Annotated in this window: 17 protein-coding genes; 9 read left to right on the forward strand and 8 right to left on the reverse strand. The window is 51.3% G+C overall.

Annotated elements, in window-relative coordinates; genetic code table 11:
- Positions 1-481 precede the first annotated feature (481 nt).
- From Q1A48_RS18055 to katG, 3 genes are all read left to right on the forward strand, one after another.
- Positions 482-733 (forward strand): DUF465 domain-containing protein, encoded by a 252-nt coding sequence (locus Q1A48_RS18055; RefSeq protein ID WP_299947714.1) that lies wholly within the window; start codon positions 482-484, stop codon positions 731-733.
- Between the two features lie 84 nt (positions 734-817).
- A complete protein-coding gene (locus tag Q1A48_RS18060) occupies positions 818-1,420 on the forward strand; it encodes a glutathione S-transferase N-terminal domain-containing protein (RefSeq protein WP_299947716.1) in 603 nt (200 codons plus the stop codon).
- Positions 1,421-1,851: 431 nt separating this feature from the next.
- Positions 1,852-4,032 carry a catalase/peroxidase HPI gene (gene katG, locus Q1A48_RS18065; protein ID WP_299947717.1) on the forward strand — a complete coding sequence of 727 codons (2,181 nt, stop codon included), beginning with the start codon at positions 1,852-1,854 and terminating at the stop codon, positions 4,030-4,032.
- A gap of 263 nt (positions 4,033-4,295) precedes the next feature.
- On the opposite strand, the gene Q1A48_RS18070 is transcribed toward katG, so the two are convergent.
- The 6 genes from Q1A48_RS18070 to Q1A48_RS18095 all read right to left on the reverse strand — a co-directional run bounded on the left by Q1A48_RS18070 (position 4,296) and on the right by Q1A48_RS18095 (position 11,774).
- The gene (locus Q1A48_RS18070; protein WP_299947719.1) at positions 4,296-6,503 is read right to left on the reverse strand and encodes a DPP IV N-terminal domain-containing protein; all 2,208 of its coding nucleotides are present in this window, start codon (positions 6,501-6,503) and stop codon (positions 4,296-4,298) included.
- A 564-nt stretch (positions 6,504-7,067) separates the two neighbouring features.
- Positions 7,068-7,934, reverse strand: a complete 867-nt coding sequence (fghA, locus tag Q1A48_RS18075; protein WP_366523439.1) for an S-formylglutathione hydrolase — start codon at positions 7,932-7,934, stop codon at positions 7,068-7,070.
- A gap of 13 nt (positions 7,935-7,947) precedes the next feature.
- Positions 7,948-9,069, reverse strand: a complete 1,122-nt coding sequence (locus Q1A48_RS18080) for an S-(hydroxymethyl)glutathione dehydrogenase/class III alcohol dehydrogenase (protein WP_299947744.1) — start codon at positions 9,067-9,069, stop codon at positions 7,948-7,950.
- Positions 9,070-9,331: 262 nt separating this feature from the next.
- Positions 9,332-10,345 carry an AraC family transcriptional regulator gene (locus tag Q1A48_RS18085; RefSeq protein WP_299947720.1) on the reverse strand — a complete coding sequence of 338 codons (1,014 nt, stop codon included), beginning with the start codon at positions 10,343-10,345 and terminating at the stop codon, positions 9,332-9,334.
- Positions 10,346-10,852: 507 nt separating this feature from the next.
- Entirely contained in the window at positions 10,853-11,272 is a 420-nt protein-coding gene (locus tag Q1A48_RS18090) for a CBS domain-containing protein (RefSeq protein ID WP_299947722.1), read from the reverse strand.
- Between the two features lie 73 nt (positions 11,273-11,345).
- Positions 11,346-11,774, reverse strand: a complete 429-nt coding sequence (locus tag Q1A48_RS18095) for an Hsp20/alpha crystallin family protein (RefSeq protein ID WP_299947724.1) — start codon at positions 11,772-11,774, stop codon at positions 11,346-11,348.
- A 278-nt stretch (positions 11,775-12,052) separates the two neighbouring features.
- Here Q1A48_RS18095 and Q1A48_RS18100 point away from each other — a divergent pair, with 278 nt between their 5' ends.
- Positions 12,053-12,490, forward strand: a complete 438-nt coding sequence (locus tag Q1A48_RS18100; protein WP_299947726.1) for a host attachment protein — start codon at positions 12,053-12,055, stop codon at positions 12,488-12,490.
- A gap of 99 nt (positions 12,491-12,589) precedes the next feature.
- On the opposite strand, the gene Q1A48_RS18105 is transcribed toward Q1A48_RS18100, so the two are convergent.
- The gene (locus Q1A48_RS18105) at positions 12,590-13,495 is read right to left on the reverse strand and encodes an acyltransferase (protein ID WP_299947728.1); all 906 of its coding nucleotides are present in this window, start codon (positions 13,493-13,495) and stop codon (positions 12,590-12,592) included.
- A gap of 181 nt (positions 13,496-13,676) precedes the next feature.
- On the reverse strand, positions 13,677-13,880 hold the full coding sequence (locus tag Q1A48_RS18110; RefSeq protein ID WP_299947730.1) for a hypothetical protein: 204 nt from the start codon (positions 13,878-13,880) through the stop codon (positions 13,677-13,679).
- A gap of 344 nt (positions 13,881-14,224) precedes the next feature.
- On the opposite strand from Q1A48_RS18110, the gene Q1A48_RS18115 reads away from it, so the two are divergent.
- The 5 genes from Q1A48_RS18115 (at position 14,225) to Q1A48_RS18135 (ending at position 20,911) form a co-directional block, all read left to right on the forward strand.
- Positions 14,225-14,890, forward strand: a complete 666-nt coding sequence (locus tag Q1A48_RS18115) for a hypothetical protein (RefSeq protein WP_299947732.1) — start codon at positions 14,225-14,227, stop codon at positions 14,888-14,890.
- A gap of 149 nt (positions 14,891-15,039) precedes the next feature.
- A complete protein-coding gene (locus tag Q1A48_RS18120) occupies positions 15,040-15,663 on the forward strand; it encodes a cytochrome b (RefSeq protein ID WP_299947734.1) in 624 nt (207 codons plus the stop codon).
- The gene (locus Q1A48_RS18125) at positions 15,660-16,229 is read left to right on the forward strand and encodes a YceI family protein (protein ID WP_299947736.1); all 570 of its coding nucleotides are present in this window, start codon (positions 15,660-15,662) and stop codon (positions 16,227-16,229) included. Before Q1A48_RS18120 ends, Q1A48_RS18125 begins: the two co-directional genes overlap by 4 nt.
- A gap of 531 nt (positions 16,230-16,760) precedes the next feature.
- On the forward strand, positions 16,761-17,735 hold the full coding sequence (locus Q1A48_RS18130) for an FHA domain-containing protein (RefSeq protein ID WP_299947738.1): 975 nt from the start codon (positions 16,761-16,763) through the stop codon (positions 17,733-17,735).
- Positions 17,736-18,346: 611 nt separating this feature from the next.
- On the forward strand, positions 18,347-20,911 hold the full coding sequence (locus Q1A48_RS18135; RefSeq protein WP_299947740.1) for a serine/threonine-protein kinase: 2,565 nt from the start codon (positions 18,347-18,349) through the stop codon (positions 20,909-20,911).
- The last annotated feature ends 124 nt before the right edge of the window (positions 20,912-21,035 follow it).

Below are 21,035 nucleotides of genomic sequence, written 5' to 3' on the forward strand. Positions count from 1 at the left end.
GATCTGGATGGAAAAGTTCGTGAACTGAACCTGACCTGACAGACCACCGTCAGAAAAACCGGTAACTGTCAGATCAAATCTGAACTACTACACCTTATATCACCCTATGTCTTCACGCACCCAGTTTAGCGGTGCTGTTTACACAGTTTTCTATTTGCACCCCAATTATTTTATTGCCCATCAGGCTCAATCCATTGCCCTCATCAATCTACAGCCTGTTTCCTATCCACACTATCCCTAGAGCAAGCTCTCGGCTCCGAGTCCAAACTGACTGCCGAATCACCACCGCGCAGGCCCTTGAGACACACATAAGTTTACACAGTAGCCCAGTATTGCAACGGAGACTGCCAACCAAGTCATGGCGGACCTCATTGAGAGTCGGTTCTTTGCCATATTCTTCGGGAACAGGCAGTTTGTGACTGCACAGACCTAAACTAGAATAGGCAGTACAACTCTAACCGAGCCAAGTGGAGGTTCTCTTATGTCCATAGCCTCACACGAACTTTTGCTGGATTTTCCCGAGTATGCCGATATTATCAGGCAACTGCTAACCGAAGACGTGAAATTCAAACTGGAAAACGACCTTTACCGAAGATTGGACAAACAGATTCGAGGTCTTCAGGAAAGCGGCATCGGCACTGACGACGATCACTATGCCAGTCTCAAAAAGCAGCGAGCTTACCTCAAACAACATCTGTATAACCGTATCATTGGCACTATTACGCATCACTAGATTAGCGCAGACTATTTTCTGGACATTGCCTGCACCATTTTGCACACTCAGCGGGAAGGACAATCAGACCAGGTGGGTAGCGCTATGCAACTCTATTTGACTTATTCCTCACCTTTTGCCCGCAACGTCCGTATCGTCATCCATGAACACAAGCTACAGTCTTGTGTCACAGAACACTTTGCCCACCCATTTCACAATCGCGAAGAGTTAACCTCCAGCAATCCTCTCGGCAAGGTACCCTGTCTGAGCCTGGACAATGGAACCACCATCATGGACAGCGAAGTCATCTGCGCCTATCTGGACAAACAGCTGGGCGACGGCCGTTTAAGCAAGGCCCTGGACGAGGACTGGGACCTGAAAACATTTTGTAGCGCCAGCTCCGGACTTATGGAGGTACTGGTACTACGGCAGGTGGAAAAAATACGCGAGCGAGAGGGGCTGGTCTCGGATTTTTGGTGGCAACGCTATAATCGCGCAATTGATCGCACCCTGAATTTTTTCGAATCCAAAGTTGCCCAGTTCCCCAACGCACTCAGCCTGCTTCATATCAGTCTTGGCTCTGCACTTTCCTACCTGGACTTCCGGCACGAGGATTTTGACTGGCGCAGTGAACGGCCGCAATTAGCTGTTTTTTCCAAGACTCTGGAAACGCTTGAAAGCTTTAGCGCCAACACCCTGCACGAATAGTTCCAGTCTTTTCCTACTTGCCGGGTATTACAATCCTGCCAGGAAATATTTCACTCAATTGACATAGCCACCCCTGTTAGCTCGAGCACATTAGAGACGCCACTATGATCGAACCCTTTGCGGATGGATTTGTCTCTGCAGTGGTAGTGGTTAACTGGGTTTTCAAAGAGTCCGGGCAACCCCTGAGCTGGAAGCTGAAGCCCTTGCGGAAATGAAAAATCCGACAAGTCTACAATAGTAAAAAATACCCAGCAGATTATTTATTTCAACAACAACAGAAAAACCTTATATAGTAAAGAGCTGAGGTCTGCATTTCTTTTTTGATGGAGATGATTCCGGTGTTAATAAAAATAAATTCCCTTTATGTCGTTTTATTAATCAATCTATTCATACTGGCGCCAGCAAGCTTCGCTGCCACTGAGGAGGAAGTTGTGACTGCTCCCGTAACCCGTGAAGGTCCCGTTCAGGGACAACCAAAGTCAAACCTGTTTTGGTGGCCCGATCAACTCGATCTCAGACCCCTGCGCCAGCACTCCCCTAAATCCAACCCCATGGGCGATGAATTTGATTATGCTGAGGCATTCAAGACCCTCGACCTCAAAGCGGTAAAGAATGATATCGAGGTGCTGTTAAAGACTTCCCAGGACTGGTGGCCGGCCGATTTCGGCCACTACGGTCCATTTATGATCCGCATGGCCTGGCACAGCGCAGGTACCTACCGAATCGGAGACGGTCGCGGTGGCGCCCGCGGTGCGCAGCAGCGATTCGAGCCCCTCAACAGCTGGCCGGATAATGCCAGCCTGGATAAGGCGCGGCGACTCCTCTGGCCGGTCAAGCAAAAATACGGCCGCAAACTGTCCTGGGGCGACCTGATGATCCTCACCGGCAATGTCTCCCTGGAATCCATGGGCTTCAAGACTTTCGGGTTTGCCGGTGGTCGGGAAGATGATTGGGAGCCGGACCTGGTCTACTGGGGCCCAGAAACCACCTGGCTTGCGGACGAGCGCTACACGGGGGATCGCGAACTGGAAAAGCCTCTGTCGGCCGTGCAGATGGGCCTGATTTACGTGAACCCCGAAGGCCCCAATGGCAATCCAGACCCGATCGCTGCCGCCAAGGATATCCGCGAAACTTTCGGCCGTATGGCCATGAACGATGAGGAAACAGTAGCACTGATCGCCGGTGGTCATACCTTCGGCAAGGCCCATGGCGCAGTCAAGGCAGATTGCCTGGGCCCCGAGCCCGCAGCCGCACCCATAGAGCAGCAGGGATTCGGTTGGAAAAACAAATGTGGTAAAGGCAATGCGGATGACACTATGACCGCCGGCCTGGAAGGTGTATGGTCGGCCGCGCCAATTAACTGGAGCCAGCAATATCTGAACAACCTGTTCAACTTCAACTGGGTAAAAACAAAAAGCCCTGCGGGAGCGATTCAGTGGATGCCCGACGACCCCAGTGCAGCCAATCTGGTACCGGATGCTTTCGATAAAAAAAAGCGCCATCCGCCCATGATGTTTACAACAGACCTGTCGCTGAAGCTGGACCCGAGTTACAAAAAAATCGCCAAGCGCTTCCAAAACAACCCGGAAGAGTTTCAGCGCGCCTTTGCCAGAGCCTGGTTCAAATTGACCCACCGCGATATGGGCCCCCGCGCACGGTATCTCGGCATTGAAGTGCCGGACGAGGATCTTATTTGGCAGGACCCGGTACCCAAAGTGGACCACCCACTCATCAATGACGAAGATATTGCCCAGCTTAAATCCAAGATCCTCGATTCGGAACTGACCATACCGGAACTGGTGAGAACCGCCTGGGGCTCAGCCGCCACCTTTCGCGGCTCGGACCTGCGCGGTGGAGCAAATGGGGCGCGTATTCGCCTGGCACCACAAAAGGACTGGCCAGTTAATGACCCCGATGAACTGGCCAAGGTACTGGCAAAGCTGGAAGAGATCCAACAGGATTTTAATGATGCGCAATCCGGTGGAAAAAAGGTATCCCTCGCCGATATCATCGTCCTTGGTGGATCGGCAGCCGTGGAAAAAGCCGCGGAGGAAGGCGGACATCAGGTTCCGGTGCCCTTTACAGCGGGTCGGGCAGACGCATCCCAACAACAGACAGACGTAAAGTCCATGGCCATGCTCGAACCAAGCGCCGATGGTTTCCGCAATTATTTCGGTGCGGGTAACGGCAGAACCCCGACAGAATTGCTGGTGGACCGCGCAAGCCTCCTCACCCTGAGCGTGCCCGAAATGACAGTGCTTATCGGTGGCATGCGCACCCTCAACGCCAATACCAAGCAAACACCCTATGGTGTCTTTACTGATCGTCCCGGGACTTTAACCAACGATTTTTTCGTCAACCTGCTGGATATGTCCACTGAGTGGTCAAAATCAGAGAAATCGAAAGGGATCTATGAGGGAAATGACCGCAAGACCGGCAAAGCCAGGTGGCGCGCAACCTCCGTAGACCTGATCTTTGGCTCAAACTCCGAGTTGAGAGCTGTCGCCGAGGTGTATGCCTCCAATGATGCCCAGGAAAAGTTCGTTAAGGATTTTGTGAGTGCCTGGACCAAGGTCATGAATCTGGATCGTTTCGATCAAGACGGTACGTGATTAGAAGGCTTTGCATGAGCCCAGCCGGGATAAATTTGCGGTGGTGGGAAAATTTGTTGGGTTCGAAAAAACTTCCGGGAAAAAAAACGGGCGTTCGCGCCCGATTTTTTTATTGAGTACGATCAATCCGGTATCAAAACCGATTGCCTGGGCAGGGCGGCCTGCCAAAGGCAGGCACACACAATTAAAGCAGCGGGGTTTTCACAGGGTTGCACCAATATTTTGAGGTCCCCAGAAAATCTCTGGCTGTCGGTAAACAGAACTCAGCTACCACTTCTAAGGTGGCGATCAAAGAAATCCTTGATCATAGTATACTGGTGAATTCGAGTCTTTTTACCACGTAAACTGTGCTTTTTACCCGGATAGGTCATCAACTCAAACTGCTGACCATTATCCTGCAATTGCTTGATCAGCCGCGTGGTATTGGTGAACAGCACATTGTCATCCGCCATACCGTGGTAGATCAGCAGGTCCCCTTGCAAACCCTCCACATAGGGGAAAACCGAAGAGGCCCGGTAGGCATCCCCGTCAGAATCCGGATTGCCCATATAGCGCTCCGTGTAATGGGTATCGTAGAGGGACCAGTCTGTCACCGGCGCACCGGAAACCCCCGCTTTTAAAATATTTCCTGCTTTAAACAGGCTCATTAAGGCCATATAGCCGCCATAGCTGTGGCCATAAATGCCAATATTGCTCCTATCCACAAAGGGCAGCGAGCGCAGAAACCTTACTCCGGTCATCTGGTCTTCCACCTCGGGGCCGCCCATATTCCTGAATATGGGATTTTCAAAGGCGGTACCTCGATTGGCAGAGCCGCGGTTGTCCAAGGAAAACACAATATAACCCTGCTGGGCCATATATTGATTAAACTCCCTATCCCAGCTGTTACTCACTACCTGCGCATGGGGGCCGCCATACACATAAATCACAACCGGGTAACGTTTACCCGCGTCAAAGTCCGCGGGCTTGTAAAGGCGATAATGCAGTTGATGCCCTTGGGGTGCCTGGATACTGCCGAACTCAGGAGTGATCCAGTCGTTCCTGTATGGATGTAAAGGATGCCCTTTGACAACCGCATTTTCCTCCAACCAGGTAATCCGCTCGCCACCGGTTCGGTGCAGACTAACCTGGGGGGGGATATCTACGCTTGAGAATGTATCGATATAACCCGAGGCATCCTCAGCAAACTTAATGCTGTGCATACCTGGGCGTTTGGATAAACGCTGAATACCCCCCTTGCCCTGTAATGGCACTGCGTAGAGATGCCGCTCTAACACAGTATCCTTACGTCCTGTGAAATAAACCATTCCGGTTTTTTCGTCTACAGCTTCCAGCGCATCTACCACCCAGTCTCCTGAGGTTAACTGCTTAAGCAGCTTGCCCGCCAGGGTATACAGGTAGAGATGCCTGTATCCATCTCTCTCGGAGGACCAGATAAATTGATCGCTATCTTCCAGAAAATACAAATCGTCGCTCAGGTTAACCCAGGTATCACTGGACTCCGTCAGCAGGCGGCGGGTAGTCCCGCTTTTCAGATCGAATAAGCGCAGTTCCAGTTTCTGCTGATCGCGGGACTGCCATTGGAAACTCAGCAAATCCTCCCGCGCCCATTCCACCCGGGGGATATAAATATCCTGTGCTTCACCAAGGTTAATCCAACGGGTTTTGCCGGACTTTACTTCTATCACCCCCAGGCGGATTTTTACATTGGCGCGGCCCGCAGCCGGATAGCGCTGGCGGATCATATCGATTCGATCTGCATAAATCTCGCTGCGGGTTACTTCATCCACCGGCGACTCATCCACTTGCAGGAAGGCGATATAGCGATCATCCGGGGACCACCAGTAGCCGGTCATACGACCCATTTCCTCCTGAGCAACGAATTCCGCCATGCCATTTTTGATCGGCCCTTCGCCATCGGTGGTCAAGGGGCGTTCTACACCACTTGCCAGGTCAACAACGAAAATATCCTGTTCGCGAATAAAAGAGACCTGTCGCCCCAGGGGAGAAACACGCACATCGGTCTCGAAAGCTTTCGTTTCGGTCAGCCGTCGCGCGGACCCGGTTCTGAGTTCGTAATAGTAAATATCTCCGGCAAGGGGAAACAGCAGAGACTCGCCATCTTCAGACCAGCTGTATCTCATAATACCGCTTCCATAGAGCCGCTGCCGTTCCCGCCTGGCCTTTTCCTCATCGGACAGGGTCTCAGCGCCACTGTGCAGGCTGTCGGAATTCACCAGGATGCGGGATTGACGGTCGGCAATGTTGTACTCCCACAAATCGTAGCGGTTGTAGTCTTCTTCACGCCCTTTTAAAAAGGTCACGCGACGACCATCGGGCGAATACTCCAGCGCACGGGGCACAGACCCTTTCAAGGCAGGGTCAGAGAACAGCCGCTCTATAGTGAGTGGTTCTGCAAAACCAACCCCCGCAAAGACAATACCAATCAGTGCAAGCAATATTCGTTTCATAGGGTTACGCTTTATTTGAAGGACTTACCAACCCGCCTGTCCAGTGAATTGATACTGCCAGTATGAGAGCGGGATTAATCAATACCCCAACGACCGGGTAGGCCACGGGGCGAGATTGCTTAGCCAGCTGGCGCGGTCCCTTGCGACACGGACAAGGTCACCCGGCACCAAACCAGTAGGTTCTGAAAGCCCAATTAGACAGAGATAAACAATACTACAAATCACTTAGCAAGGCACCAGCTTCTACAAAGTACTCCCCTGTAAAAGAGAATGCGTAGCATCCCCGGAGTAGCTGGCAATCAATCCTGCTGCTCCCAGTTTTAAGGTACCGGTTCTGCTTAACAGCATTGGCAGTGACTCGATCTTACTTGGGCTTCAGCAGATCCAGTGAAAATTGAACGAATAGCCTCTCTTATACACTGCACAATTAGTTTATTCACCGCAGATTCTCGTTTCTTACTCTTTTTAGTGTTAAACAAATCGCCCTTTATTACTGATTCAGTAATTTCAATTTTTTGGTCAATTGGTCAATAAAAGTACCGTACCGGACAAGCCAGGAAAAGTTCATTGTGTACTCTCAAGGTGATTTCTCAACAAAAAATCTGCATGAAAGCGTAAATGCGCTTCCATAAACGAGGCGATGAAGTAATAGCTGTGGTCATAGCCCGTATGACGCTCCAGTCGAATCGGATAGCCGCAGGCTTCAGCCGCTAGTTGCAGAGCTTCGGGTCGCAGCTGTTGCTTGAGAAATTCATCCTCTTCCCCTTGGGAAATTAACAGGGGCAGAGGACTGGCCGCACGGCCTACCAGTACTGTCGCATCGTACTCCTCCCAGCTGGTAGTATCCGCTCCCAGATAAGCACCCAGTGCTTTTTCACCCCAGGGGCATGCCATGGGGTTGCAGATCGGGCTGAAAGCCGAGATAGAGGTGTAACGCTCGGGGTTTCGAAACCCGATCACCAGGGCACCATGTCCACCCATGGAATGCCCGCTGATTGCGCGCCGCTGGTTTATGGGAAAATTCGCCTCGATCAATAGCGGCAATTCCTCTACGATATAATCGTACATTCGGTAATGCCGCTTCCAGGGCTCGTGTGTGGCATTGACATAGAAACCCGCTCCCTGGCCCAGATCATATTCTGGATCATCAGCGACGCTCGCCCCCCGCGGGCTGGTATCCGGCATCACCAGAACAATGCCCAATTCTGCGGCCATACGCTGGGCACCAGCTTTCTGGCTGAAGTTTGCGTCCGTACAAGTGAGGCCGGACAGCCAGTAGAGTACCGGATAACGGTGTCCAGGTTCCCTGTCGGCACTCTGTGGCAAGAAGATGGAGAACTGCATCGGGCAATTCAGAACTTCAGACCAGTGCCGATACTGCTGCTGCAGGCCGTCAAAAGATTTGGTACTACTGACAAGTTCGATAGACATATTCATATTCCACTCAGGCTTGATCGTAGTGAATCACACTGCGAATGCTGGTACCTTCGCGCATTAAATCGAAAGCATCATTGATTTTTTCCAGCGCCATAGTATGGGTAATAAAGTCATTCAGTTGAAACTCCCCCGCCAGATAGCGCTCCACATAATCCGGCAATTCCGAACGACCCTTCACGCCACCAAACGCCGTACCACGCCAAACCCGACCGGTTACCAGTTGGAATGGACGAGTACTGATTTCCTGTCCCGCACCGGCAACTCCGATAATGACTGATTCCCCCCAGCCTTTGTGGCAGCATTCCAGAGCAGCGCGCATTACCTGCACATTGCCGATACACTCAAAGGAGTAATCCACGCCGCCATCGGTCAGGTCGACAATCACCTCCTGGATCGGTTGTCCATAATTATTTGGATTCACGCATGCTGTAGCGCCCAGTTTTTTTGCCAGTAAAAATTTATCCTCATTCACATCAATGCCGATAATACGCTCAGCTCCGACCATTTTAGCCCCGATCACCGCAGACAGACCGATGCCTCCAAGGCCGAAAATCGCCACGGTAGAACCCGATTCAACTTTTGCGGTATTCATCACAGCACCCATACCAGTGGTAACGCCGCAACCGAGCAGGCACACTTCCCTAAGGGGTGCCTCGGGGTTGATTTTGGCCAGGGAAATTTCCGGCAGAACCGTGTACTCGGAGAAAGTAGAGGTGCCCATATAATGATAAATGGGTTGGCCATTAATCGAAAAACGGCTAGTACCATCCGGCATCAGGCCCTTGCCCTGTGTGCTGCGAATTTTTTGACACAAGTTGGTTTTTCCAGACAAGCAAAACTTGCACTCCCCACACTCAGGCGTATACAGGGGAATCACATGGTCTCCAACCTGCAAGCCGGTAACACCCGCACCTACCGACTCGACAATACCCGCTCCCTCGTGACCGAGGATTGCAGGAAATACACCCTCTGGGTCTTCCCCGGACAGTGTGAAGGCATCGGTGTGACAAACCCCGGTAGCCATCAACCTGACGCGAACTTCGTCCCTTTGCGGAGGCATCACCGCGATTTCCTCGATAGAAAGCGGTATACCCGCTTTCCAGGCCACAGCCGCTTTGCAGTAGATGATGTCCGTTCCCATAAATCATTCCCTATTGATACCGGTCAGATGAAACTGGCGTTCAGCATAACCCCTCACCGTGAGCGAGGCAAAAAGGCAGTGGAAGGGGGGTGTGCAGCCACCCCTAAAATAAACAGCCTCCATTGGTATTGGATTTACAGCGGTTGCCATCAAACCGGCCATGGGTAACTGATATGTCTGCAGGATTAGAGGTGCAATCTAACAGGCCCAGCACTCAGACCAGGCGCAACAAGCCATTGCTGAGTCTCAATCAGTCTATTTCACGTTGATATTTACGCCACTGCAAGGGAGAACTACCGTGAATGACGCGAAAGGCTTTGGAAAAAGCGCTGACATCCGTATAGCCCAGACTTGCAGAGAGCAGACCGATATCAATACTGGATGCGCGCAAGTGCCAGCGCGCTGTCTCCATACGCGCCTGCTGCAAAAGCTGCCTGAAAGAAGTTCCAGACCCACTCAAGCGTCGCTGTAAAGTGCGCGCAGGCATGTCCATCAATTGGGAAATCTGCGCCAGACTGTGCTGCTTGGCACCCAGCGTCTGTAAAATCAGCGTGCGCACCTGCGCGGCGATGTCTCCCTTGTATTGCTTGATCAGTCCATGGGTAAACTTTTCGAAGTAGTTGATCAGGCGGGGGGCGGGGGCGTTGAGTGGACGCCGTAACAAAGCGGCATCAAAAATCAGGCAATCGTATTCCTGAGCAAACAGCACCTCGGCCTCAAAATACTCCCGGTAGCGCTGCATAGAGGAAACCGGGGCATGGCGAAACAGCACCTGTAGAGGACGGATGTCTGTGCCTGCCAGTTCCCGAAACAGTCTGCAGGCGGCGCCCACCGCCAACTCACTGTACTGATCTGTGTCATTGAGTCCGGAAAAGTGGCTGATCCGCTGCGCCCGCAACCGCTCCCCCTGTTCCGAAAGTCGCCAGTGGTCCGCCTGATTGTGCAAAACCATATAGCGATGACACGCGCTCAGAGCCGTATCCAGATTCCCCCCACTGAGTAGTAGTTTTCCCAGGATCCCAAGCATTCTCAGACCCTGCATCTCGGCGAGGCGCAAGCCAAAGTCATCACACTGCAACTCCCGCTTACACACATTCAGCAGGTCTACCAATGCAGAGATGGAAATCAGTATCTCGGCGCGGCGCACACACTTTGGGGGAAGAGAGGCGCGGGCCAACAGTTCGGCTGGTACACCACCCAATTGAGGTACAAGCGTATCGAAACCCGCCAAAGTACCGATGCGGATTTCATAAGTGGGTTTCATGGATCCTTCTCCGGGATTTAGCCTCTACTCTATCGGCCACCAGATTACAGGTGCTTGGCTGCCCACCTATAAGGGTGTGTCTCCGAGCGGACGCAATAACAAAGTGGATGAGGAACAGTAACAGAGCGGTATCATAACAGGCCAAATCCACTCGGGTAACAGAGAGGTCGAGCCAAGCCCAATACAGCCCGGGTTTCGCCATCCCATTACTTCCAGCATGAAAAACAACTGTGTTTTTTGACCAGGCTTTATAACCTGCCGCCACGGTTACTCACCCGGCAACCAATGTTGCCAGGCTGCAGTTGATCGCAAGGTAAAGGGAAGAGCACCCAACTCTCGGGGCCGTACGAAGCATCATGGGGATTGTGAAGACAAAAGAGGACACTCACAGCCTATCTGCGCTGGAGGATTTTTTTGCCGTGAGGCAAGAGCCCCATTATCCATCCTGCCCGGAAAGGAATACCATGGGGCCTGTGGGATCCTAAAGATAGGGGCCTCAGACCCCCTTCAGTGATGCGCCGACACCGCCGAAGCGAAATGACCACCTTGTTTGGCGGCGATTGCAGCTGTGATATCACCCAGGCTCAAAATGCCCACCATACGCTTCTCGCTATTGAGCACCGGCATTCGGCGCAGCAATTGCTGCTCCATCTTGTGCATGGCAGAGAGCAGCTCGTCCTCTTCCCAGCACCACTCGATACCCTCGGTCATAACATCGCGGGCGCTGAGTGTTGAGCAAGTTTCCCCCTGTACTACGCCGCGGCATACAATATCACGGTCGGTTATCATACCGACCAGCCTGTCATTTTCACCGATAGGTACGGCGCCAATATCTTCGTCACGCAGGATTTTCGCCACTTCTTCTAGTGGCATATCCGGGCTACACCAGGTGACACCCTGGTGCATTGCCTGTTTCACTTTCATCATCTGCCACCGTCTGCCCCGAGGATTCGGGCTTCCAGGTGACGGGCTGCTCCCGCCACCTTTGTAGTGTTTTGAATCAATGCACTTCGATACGCTTTCTCTGGGGAAGTTGCCCTTCGTGTTTCGGGACTTTCAAGGTCAGAATACCGTCCTTAAAGTTCGCATCTATATCATTCTCACGGACTTCCTCGCCCAGATTGAAACTGCGCAGGAATTTTCCGTAACGACGTTCCTGGCGAAGTATCTGTCCGTCCTGCTTTTCCTTCACTTCCCTGTGCACTTCCGCTTCCAGGGTCAAAACACCATTTTCCAGGGTTACACTAATATCGTCCTTGCCGACCCCGGGCAGCTCGGCACTGATCTCATACATATTCTTCCGCTCACTCACATCAATACGGGGTGAAAAAAATCCCTCCCGCTCGCTGCCGATGGCGCGTGCAGGATAGAGCATCTGCTCAATCATATTATCCAGATCCAGCAGGGACCCTCTCGGTATCAGACTCATAATTACAACCTCTTTACTTCCACCATATGGCAAGAGACACAGACATGACGCTAGAATCCAAGCCTGTGTCTCAAGCGCCTTTAGTACATTCTAGAAAACCCATCAGGACTCGGGAGGAAGAAGCACTCGCTATAACCATCACAAACAGCATTAAAAAATGCGCTTTAATTACTTTTTATCCATCACTGAACAGCATTCCCATTGACTGGCAAATACTCTTTCGCCGATGGCGTAGTATCTAACTAACATACGGATATAGAAGCAGCGAGGGAATAGGCATGGTACTAGCATGGATTCTCGTGGCCAACCAGTCTCAAGCCCGAATTTTCGAGGCTCAAAAACGCGCTGGGCAACTCCATGAAATAGTGGATCTTTTGCACCCGGAATCCCGATTGCCAGGGCGGGAGCAAGAGAGCGATGCTCCTGGGCGTAGTTTTGACAGCCACGGCCAGGGCCGCCACGCAATGGGCAATTTCGCAGAAATACACCGCCGCAGCGGAGAGAAATTTGCCAAGGAGATTGCCAAAACACTGGAACGGGGCAGGCAGGAAGGGCGCTATGAAAAATTGTACATCGTGGCAGAACCCTACATGGTCGGTAGTTTACGCGATGCGCTCAGAATACCAACCCGTGCTACTGTCGCCGGTGAGACAGGTAAAAACCTGGTGGACTTTCAACCAGAAGAGATACGTTCGCAATTGCCCACCTGGTTATAGCGCTAAGGCGCTTTGTATTTTCGAGGGGGGTAGTCTCTGGCTGAGGTATTCGCCGGAAAGGGCAACAAGCCCCCTAAAACACTGCTCATTTAAAAAAGCTTATACTCTGGCGGTATCTGCAAGCAATCTTCCAATCAAAGAATCCTTTTTCTCCCATAGTTCATACACCCAGCGGTTAAATTCAGCGCGGAATACCTGATCGTTGGTATAATCTGAAATGACAAACCTCTGCGGAATTTGAATCTGTTCAACACGGACTACCACCCGCTTCATCTTGCCGGCAAGAAAATCCACAAAGGACGGAGCGCCATCAGGATACACGATGGTAACATTCAGTAAACGGTTGAGTTGTTTTCCCATACTTTGCATGGCAAAAGCGATACCACCAGACTTGGGCTTTAGCAGATGTTTGAATGGCGAACCCTGCCTATCATGTTTTTCGCGGGTAAAACGTGTTCCTTCCATAAAGTTCATAATGCTGGTTGGGATAAGCTTGAAGTGCTCACAGGCCTTCCGGGTGGCTTCCAGATCCTTACCCCGCATTTCCGGATGTTTCTCCAGGAAGGTCTTGCTATAGCGCTTCATAAAGGGGAAATCCAGTGCCCACCAGCAAATCCCCATCACCGGCACCCTAATCAGCTCCTGCTTGATAAAGAATTTCAGAAAAGGGATTTTGCGGTTGAAGACAGATTGCAGTACAAAGATGTCAGCCCAGCTCTGATGATTTGATGTGACCAGATACCAGCCTTGTTTATCAAGATTTTCCACCCCTTCTACATCCCACTGTGTTTTCTGGGTTAGTTTCATCCATCCTTTATTCAGGGTAATCCACGCACCCGCAATTCCCATAAATATGGAGGAAAAGAACTTGCGCAACCCAGAGAAGGGGAGGAGTAGTCGAAGCACCACAAAAAATAAAATAGGAAGGAAACAGAGAATGGTGACAACTGCCAACAGACTTGAAGCCAAAACCAAAATCACCTGAGAGGGGAAAAAATTTAACATCTTACACTTCTACATTGACTTTACTGGGCACAGAGCTCTTTTCAGTGAACAATCGGCGAGCACCCAGAGTGTTGAAGCAGCTCTCAACACCCTTAGATATGCCGGGTGATACCCGCCGGAGTAGGAACCGCTCGCCCAGGTTCGACTCTTGCCGGGCATAGTTGACCTCCGGTCACTACCCTCACCCCTTGTCCATTTTAAGATTCAGCCGGAGTTGCTCCCATAGTGATCTATACAGGCCAAGAGTGGCTGGTATAGCAGCTTGATATTTTTCGACCATATAGTCTGCCCTACTCCAAGCCGCAGAGAAGACTTCAGCAGAAAAAGAGAAAACAGATAAGAAACCGGCAGCAACCAAGATAAAAAAAGCGGGTTTCAACTGCATAATTTCTTCCCCATGGGAGCAATAAGCGCCATTGTACCTTTTCTACCACCCCATGAAGCCCCTTTTAACGCCAAGCACAATAGTACTTGTCCGCCATCTCAAAACTAATTACATACGGGCAACCGGTTTTTTTCGGCTGCTAAACTATCCATTGACAACAAATGCAGCCATGCTGTCCGCTTTTGTTTGACAGCTGCGTCTGTCTTGGGTGTTTCGGGCGCATTTTTTGCACTTCCCGACCCCATACACAAAGCCAAGCCATTGGCGCCACAATGCCGGGCCCGGTTGTGAAAGCTCACCGGGCCAAGCCTCCAGGGATTGCGATACCACACCAGGAGTCGCGCATGGAAACTACTGCGGGCAAACATTTCCATCGAAAACAGTGGCTGAGTGTCCAGCAGGCCATCAGTCACCTGAGCGCCCTAGCGGAGGAACCACTCACCAGCGCCCACCTCGCAGATCTTGCCGAGGAGCAACTCCTCGATCTCTACTGGTACCGTCCCGGACAAAAATTGACCTTTCAGGACCGTATTGGAACTCAGGAGTTGGTGGAACCTCTGCGGCTGTGCACTGATAATCGCAGCAACTGGCGTGCCATTGCTGGGATTCTGCGTCACAACCCGGCCCTACCCGCCTACGAGCAGGATACCCCCCTGCTGGAGGACGCCAAGGGCAATCGGCTGCGCATTATCTTTGAGCATAACCAGCGCCCTGAGCCCTTTAGCAGCCGCTGGTACCCGAGCCTGGCGGAGCTGGTATTAAAGCGCAGTGATCTTGAGCAGCTAGAACCCCGCCTGTTTTCCTCCCAGGAAACGGACAGCAGCCTGGAACACCAGTTATTACTCGATATTATCTGGCACTTGGAGCAGTTGGCCCTGGATGGGGAGCGACACTCTGTCAGTTGGCTGGTAGATCAGCTTGCAAACCGCTCCCCCTCACTGGATCGCAGCGCCTGTGAACAAGTGCTTCACGCCGCGAAACGCCAACATACACAACCCCGCCCTCATTAATCAAAGCCTCCCCGGTAAGTAGGTAACCACTTACTTTTGATTAGGTTCTTCCCCCCCACACTCACAGGCCGGCATTGGTCTCAAACCATAAAGGCGATACCCTAGTTTCAGTCACCAAGCACCAGAAACAAAGACCTTGGAGGTAGACAGTGCGCTTCAGGAATCACCAGACACACTACGGTTGGATCGCCATCACATTACACTGGCTGATGGCCCCGGGCATTATCGGTCTCTTTGCGCTCGGGTGGTGGATGCGCAAATTGTCCTACTATGACCCCTGGTATCAGCAAGCGCCAGACATCCATAAAAGTATCGGCATACTTATGCTGTTCCTGCTCCTATTTCGACTGCTGTGGCGTGTTTTTAACCCCACGCCACAACCCTTACCCACCATCCCGCGCTGGCAATCCCTGGCTGCGAGGACCACCCACGGCTTTATCTATTTGGTATTATTGAGCATCATGTTATCGGGGTACCTGATCTCCACCGCGGATGGGCGGGCAATTGAAGTGTTTGACTGGTTCAGCCTGCCACCCACTGTCCAAGACATCCCAAATCAGGAGGATATTGCCGGCCGCGTGCATGAAATACTCGCCTGGAGCCTGATGGTTCTGATCGCGGTACATGCCCTGGCCGCCTTGAAGCACCATTTTATCAACCGAGATACAACCCTATACAAGATGTTAGGCACCACGACCAGTTCTCCATCAAGCAGTAATCGTGCTCAAAAGCCAACAACACTCACAAGTACAAGAAAGGAAACCATGCTATGAAAAAGCCCATCGCACTTCTATTTGCAGCTCTGTTACTGGGCTCAACAGCCCATGCTGCAGAGTACAAAATAGATACCAAAGGCGCTCACGCTTTTGTTCAATTCCGCATCAAGCACCTGGGTTACAGTTGGCTCTATGGTCGCTTTGACGACTTTAGCGGCTCCTTCTTCTACGATGACAAGAAGCCCGAGGATTCCTCGGTCAATGTCAATATCGACGTGACCAGCCTGAACAGTAACCACGCCGAGCGGGACAAGCACCTTCGCGGAACGGATTTCCTCAACACGGCCAAATTCCCAACCGCCACCTTCAAAAGCACCAGCTTCGAACCCCTGGAAAATGGCGAGGCACGCCTGAACGGCGAACTGACCCTGCATGGTGTCACCAAGCCAATAACCATTGATGTAAGCAACATTGGTGGAGGCAAGGACCCATGGGGGGGCTACCGCCAGGGCTTCAGCGGGACCACGGAGTTCGAGCTGAAAGATTTCGGTATCGATTACAACCTGGGCCCTGCATCCCAGAAAGTGGAGATGATTCTGGATATCGAAGGCATCAGAATCTAGGCTCGGATGTTCCACTCTAAATATGAAGGGCTTTTGGCTATATGGCGGGGCCCTTTATTTTTGTTCCCGCAAAAATTCGACCGACAGCGAATCAGCCAGCGGCGACGTCATTTTCGCTTGGAGTCCAAAGGCCAAAACAAGACCCTACCCAGAACCACCAAGCAATTTTCGAGGCTATTCACTCGACCCGGGTGCTGCGAAATTCCATGAAGAACAAAAAATCCCGAGCAGGTTGGCCAGCATTTCAGGGAAAGCGCCGGAGGATATCGTGGAAGGCCAACTCAAATGCGGGATAGTAGTCACAAACATTGCATTCACCCTTCAGATGGGTATAAATGACAGAATAATATTGAGCAATGTACACAACTTGTAAGCGACTGCTCACTCACAGCAATCCTGAGCAATTGCTCAGCGCGGCAACGACCTCAATAGTCCCAGGATTTCTCTTACCCAATAGGATTCAGTACGCGCCCGACTTTGAGAGAACAGCAGTTTTGCCCACAAGGAGGCTCCGGTAACAGGACACAAGAAATGGCTTACCTACAACACCCAGAAAGAGATCAACCAGTTTATCTTGTAGCGCACCACACTATTGGTCGCCGCCAGGGCGCCGTGGATACCCGTATTACTTCTGCCGAGATTTCCGGTATCCATGCGGCCATTCAATGGACCGGTACCCATTGGAATATTCGCGATCTCAGTCGCAATGGAACCTGGCTCAACGAACAACAACTGGTCCCCGCCAAGAGTTACCCCCTGCAACACGGCGATAAAATCTGTTTCGGCCGGGCAAACAACCCCACCTGGATTGTCGAGAATCTCGACGCACCTGAGAATCTGTTAATTGACCTCCAAACCGGGGATGCCCAGCTACTGGAACAGTACCATCTGTTACCGAATGACAGCGAACCTCTGGCAAGCCTGCATTTCAATCCCATTGCCGGGCAGTGGCAATATGAGTTCACTGGCAACTCGGCCGAGGGTGGCAACAAATCCCTGCTTGGCCACAGTGACCGCATTGACTGCGGACTACACAGTTGGCAGCTGTTTTTGGCCGACAACCTGGGAGCCACCAAAGAATTGGCTTTGCAACAGATGAGTATTACCGACTTCCATCTGCGCTTCTCAGTCAGCTCCCATGAAGAGCATGTACAGCTGCAGTTGCAGCAAGAAGAGTTGACACAGCCACTTCCGGCGCGCATTCACAACTACCTGCTGCTCTATCTTGCGCGGGCGCGCTTTAAGGATATGCAAAACGGTATGGATCTAGATTCCCAGGGTTGGGTTTCCATTCAGGTTGCCACGCACGAGTTGGGCATCACGGTCAATCACCTGAACACGCAGATTTTCCGGGCGCGCAAACAGATTTCCGAATCGTTGCCGGATGCGGTCGATATCTCAAACCTTGTTGAGCGCCGATCCTGGGAAATTCGCCTGGGCTGCCACCAGTTTGAGATCCACAAAAGTACCCAATTGGAAGCCAGGACCGACTCTGAGGAGCAGTAAACCGGGTCACGAACCAGAGCATCATATGGAAAACGGTACTCAACCGGTTAAACACTTGTCGGAAATGTATCAATTTCAAGAAAGTCAATACTAAGGTCTCCGGGAGAAAGGAAAACGGACCCCAACCCCAGTGAAGGTTAACCGACTGGGAAGGGGAACCCGTGCGTGAATCAGAAACACACAATCTCGACAGCGGCAGCTTATCTTCGCCAACGGATTGAACCGAAGTGCCGCTCTACAACCCGAGAGAAGACGACTTTCCAAACCCGTTTTGGTTCGGACTATTCAAAGTCCATACGATGGACTGCACTGCTGAAAGAAACGGTTTGGTCTGGCCATATGGCAACCGAGTGTTCGCTTCCAATTGGCTTGGCCAATCCTCGAGTTAAAGCCCTATCAGCTTTGAGACCATTGACAGCTGCATCGATTTTCATGATTTGCGTACCAACTCAGCTGTGTTATGTTCTCCCCTGTGGTTGCGCCATAAGCTGGCCAGCAATCCAATAGCAATAAGATAACGTGAACCATGCCACTTTGAAATGTGATATAGGTCTTCACGAACCCGAGCCATCGGGTAAAATCCCCCGTCTACCCAGAAAGATCAAAGTACAATGGACGTAGTCGCGCTGGAGAAAACAGAGGTCTATCAAGGCCGTTACAGCATAGAGGGCACCCTGGGCGCCGGTGGCATGGGTGTCGTCTACCTGGCGAAAGACATCAAGCTTGGGCGCATGGTAGCCATTAAGCAACTGCGCTCAGACCTCAAAGGCGACTCTGCGGAGACCCGTTTTCGTCGCGAAGCGCAACTGCTCGCAAGGCTCAATCATCCCAACATTGTGCGTTTATACGATGTACTGGAGGACGGCACCCGTACTGCCCTGGTGATGGAACTGGTAGAAGGTGTAACACTTAAGGAATGGATGCGCGAGCATACCGCCACTCTCGGGGAGAAGCTGGATCTGTTGATGCAAATCTGCCAGGGGCTGGGCAAGGCCCACGCCCTGGGGATTATCCACCGTGACCTCAAACCCGAGAATATCCTTGTCACCCATGATGGTATCGCCAAGATCACCGACTTCGGTATTGCCAAGGCCCTGGATTGTGACCAGCAGCTGACCCGCGAAGACCATATTGCGGGCAGTGTGCAGGCCATGTCCCCGGAGCAGTTGAAAGGGGCTCCCATGGATGCCCGCAGTGATCTGTTCAGCCTGGGCACCATTGCTTATGAATTGCTTTGCGGCAAAAAACCGTTTGAGCGCGGAGAGCTGTGTGCGCTCGCCTTTGCCCAGCAAATCACCAGCAAGCCCCATATTCCCCCCCCGCAAGCCTGGCCAGAGATTCCACAACCACTGGCCGCCCTGCTGGATCGCCTGTTGGCCAAACGCCCCGAGCAGCGCCCAGATTCCGTTCATCAGGTCTATGAGGCACTGAAGCTGGTGGGTAAACATGGTATCACGGCAGATACCCAGAAATACTCAGAAACCGTTACCCAGCTGCTGGTCAAGCCCCGTAAAAAGCGCAGACGTATGGCTGCACTCCTCACCGCAATAAGCAGTATTCTGGGTGCGGGGGTATTTTGGGCTTGGCAAACTTTTATGCAGCTGCCGCCGCAATACATTGCAATTTTACCCGTGCAATTAAACGGTGAAGTATTAGTGCGGGGGGAAAAAGATGCAGAGTCTCTTGTCGCAGCGATGGTACGTCAAGCTCTCATTAATGCGACTGCACAATTAAAGTCCAGCGCACTTGTAAGCTATACTCCAAATATAGATATTACCCTTGAGGAGCAGCTTCAAGATCTAAACAGTAGAGGAGTCACTGACACACTTCTAGCCCGGTTAGACTGTATAGAGTTTCGCTGCAATATCGAACTCCAAAGAATCAATCCAAAGGGTAATCAAATTCTAAGGCAAACAAGCTTTACCTTCTTAAGCGAATTAAGTGAGGCTCAAAAAGCTCAATATACAATTAGCAATAATGCAATCGCGCTCTTTTCAGCTGGTTACCGTAAAAAACCAACTACTGAAATAAAAATGGAACCAACGGATTACAACCGTTACCTAGAAACAGTATCGAAAATAAACGATACAAAAGATATCAAAGAGATTGATTTGGATGTATTAGAGGAGTTAATTGCAAAGTATCCTCAAAACACTAACCTCTACAGATCTTATGCAGAGATTGCAACCTATATTTTTGCCATCAACAATAATTCGAAGATTCTTACATCGACACTTGGTATACTCTCTAGCGCAGAGAGTTCGGGCGCGGATGAACTCCCGCTACTTGAAGCCAAGCTACTGATTAAGTCCTTTGGAATGGATAGGCAGGGCTTTGAATCCATACTGAGCAAACTACAATCCAGAGGCTACCCTTCCGCACATGTGTTAGCCCAATTTGCCCGCTTTCAATATATACAGGGCAACTATTCGGAAGCGCTTGCCTATGCCCAACTGGCTGCAAACCTGCGCCCTTCACCTCACTACTTTTATCTGATAGCTATCAACCAGCTAGCAACTGCAGACTATGATTCTGCCAGAAACACCTTGCACGAACTAAATGGTCAATGGCCTGGATTTTGGTCTGCCCATGCAGTACTGGGCGCTGTTGAACTAGAACTCGGAAACCTAACCCTTGCTGAACAGGCGATTAGCGCAATCCCCAAAAATGTTCGTACCTGGGGCGCCAAAACGAATCTTGGTACGATCTTTTTTCTACAAGGTAAGTATACGCAAGCCCTCAGCACTTACCAGGAGCTTTTACAGCACTCTCCAAAGAGTTTAGTAATTCTCTGCCAGGTGGCAGAAGCTTATTTGATGCAGGGTAATACAACCAAAGCCCACGAGTACTTTAATAAGGTCATTGAGCTTACCGAGGAAGCTTCTGATCTTATGGCCCGGCAGTATCGCGCAGAGGCTTTGGCTTACCTTGGAAATACGGCAGACTCGGTAGCGCTCGTTATGGAGTTACTGCGAGAGTCTCCGGAAGATACCTATATAAAACATACAGCTACACAGGTATACGCCCTCGCCGGAGAATGGCAGTCTGCAAATTACTATCTGGAGCAACTACTATCCCAGGGTATGAGCGCCGAGTGGTTTACTCTGCCCGCTTTTCAACGTATCTGCATCCAACCCCAAGTGTCCCATACTGTACGCAATTCGGTATGTCGTTAAAAGTAAATATCCACCGGCAAAGCCGGTGGCTTTAATCGTGAACCGCTCAAAGGGGGCTGCCTATATCTTCATACCAAGTTCAGTTGCTCTACTCGCCGATCTTCCTTCTCCTGATGACGAATAT

It is taken from the genome of uncultured Microbulbifer sp., from assembly GCF_947489355.1.
In the GTDB taxonomy this organism is placed as follows: domain Bacteria; phylum Pseudomonadota; class Gammaproteobacteria; order Pseudomonadales; family Cellvibrionaceae; genus Microbulbifer.

Bases quoted from the DNA above. Each gene is read 5' to 3' on its own strand.
- Q1A48_RS18105 (WP_299947728.1), bottom strand. From the start codon at position 13,495: ATGTTAAATTTTTTCCCCTCTCAGGTGATTTTGGTTTTGGCTTCAAGT.
- Q1A48_RS18060 (WP_299947716.1), top strand. From the start codon at position 818: ATGCAACTCTATTTGACTTATTCCTCACCTTTTGCCCGCAACGTCCGT.
- Q1A48_RS18135 (WP_299947740.1), top strand. From the start codon at position 18,347: ATGGACGTAGTCGCGCTGGAGAAAACAGAGGTCTATCAAGGCCGTTAC.
- Q1A48_RS18070 (WP_299947719.1), bottom strand. From the start codon at position 6,503: ATGAAACGAATATTGCTTGCACTGATTGGTATTGTCTTTGCGGGGGTT.
- Q1A48_RS18055 (WP_299947714.1), top strand. From the start codon at position 482: ATGTCCATAGCCTCACACGAACTTTTGCTGGATTTTCCCGAGTATGCC.
- Q1A48_RS18125 (WP_299947736.1), top strand. From the start codon at position 15,660: ATGAAAAAGCCCATCGCACTTCTATTTGCAGCTCTGTTACTGGGCTCA.
- Q1A48_RS18115 (WP_299947732.1), top strand. From the start codon at position 14,225: ATGGAAACTACTGCGGGCAAACATTTCCATCGAAAACAGTGGCTGAGT.
- Q1A48_RS18110 (WP_299947730.1), bottom strand. From the start codon at position 13,880: ATGCAGTTGAAACCCGCTTTTTTTATCTTGGTTGCTGCCGGTTTCTTA.
- Q1A48_RS18100 (WP_299947726.1), top strand. From the start codon at position 12,053: ATGGTACTAGCATGGATTCTCGTGGCCAACCAGTCTCAAGCCCGAATT.
- Q1A48_RS18090 (WP_299947722.1), bottom strand. From the start codon at position 11,272: ATGATGAAAGTGAAACAGGCAATGCACCAGGGTGTCACCTGGTGTAGC.
- Q1A48_RS18085 (WP_299947720.1), bottom strand. From the start codon at position 10,345: ATGAAACCCACTTATGAAATCCGCATCGGTACTTTGGCGGGTTTCGAT.
- fghA (WP_366523439.1), bottom strand. From the start codon at position 7,934: ATGTCTATCGAACTTGTCAGTAGTACCAAATCTTTTGACGGCCTGCAG.
- Q1A48_RS18095 (WP_299947724.1), bottom strand. From the start codon at position 11,774: ATGAGTCTGATACCGAGAGGGTCCCTGCTGGATCTGGATAATATGATT.
- Q1A48_RS18130 (WP_299947738.1), top strand. From the start codon at position 16,761: ATGGCTTACCTACAACACCCAGAAAGAGATCAACCAGTTTATCTTGTA.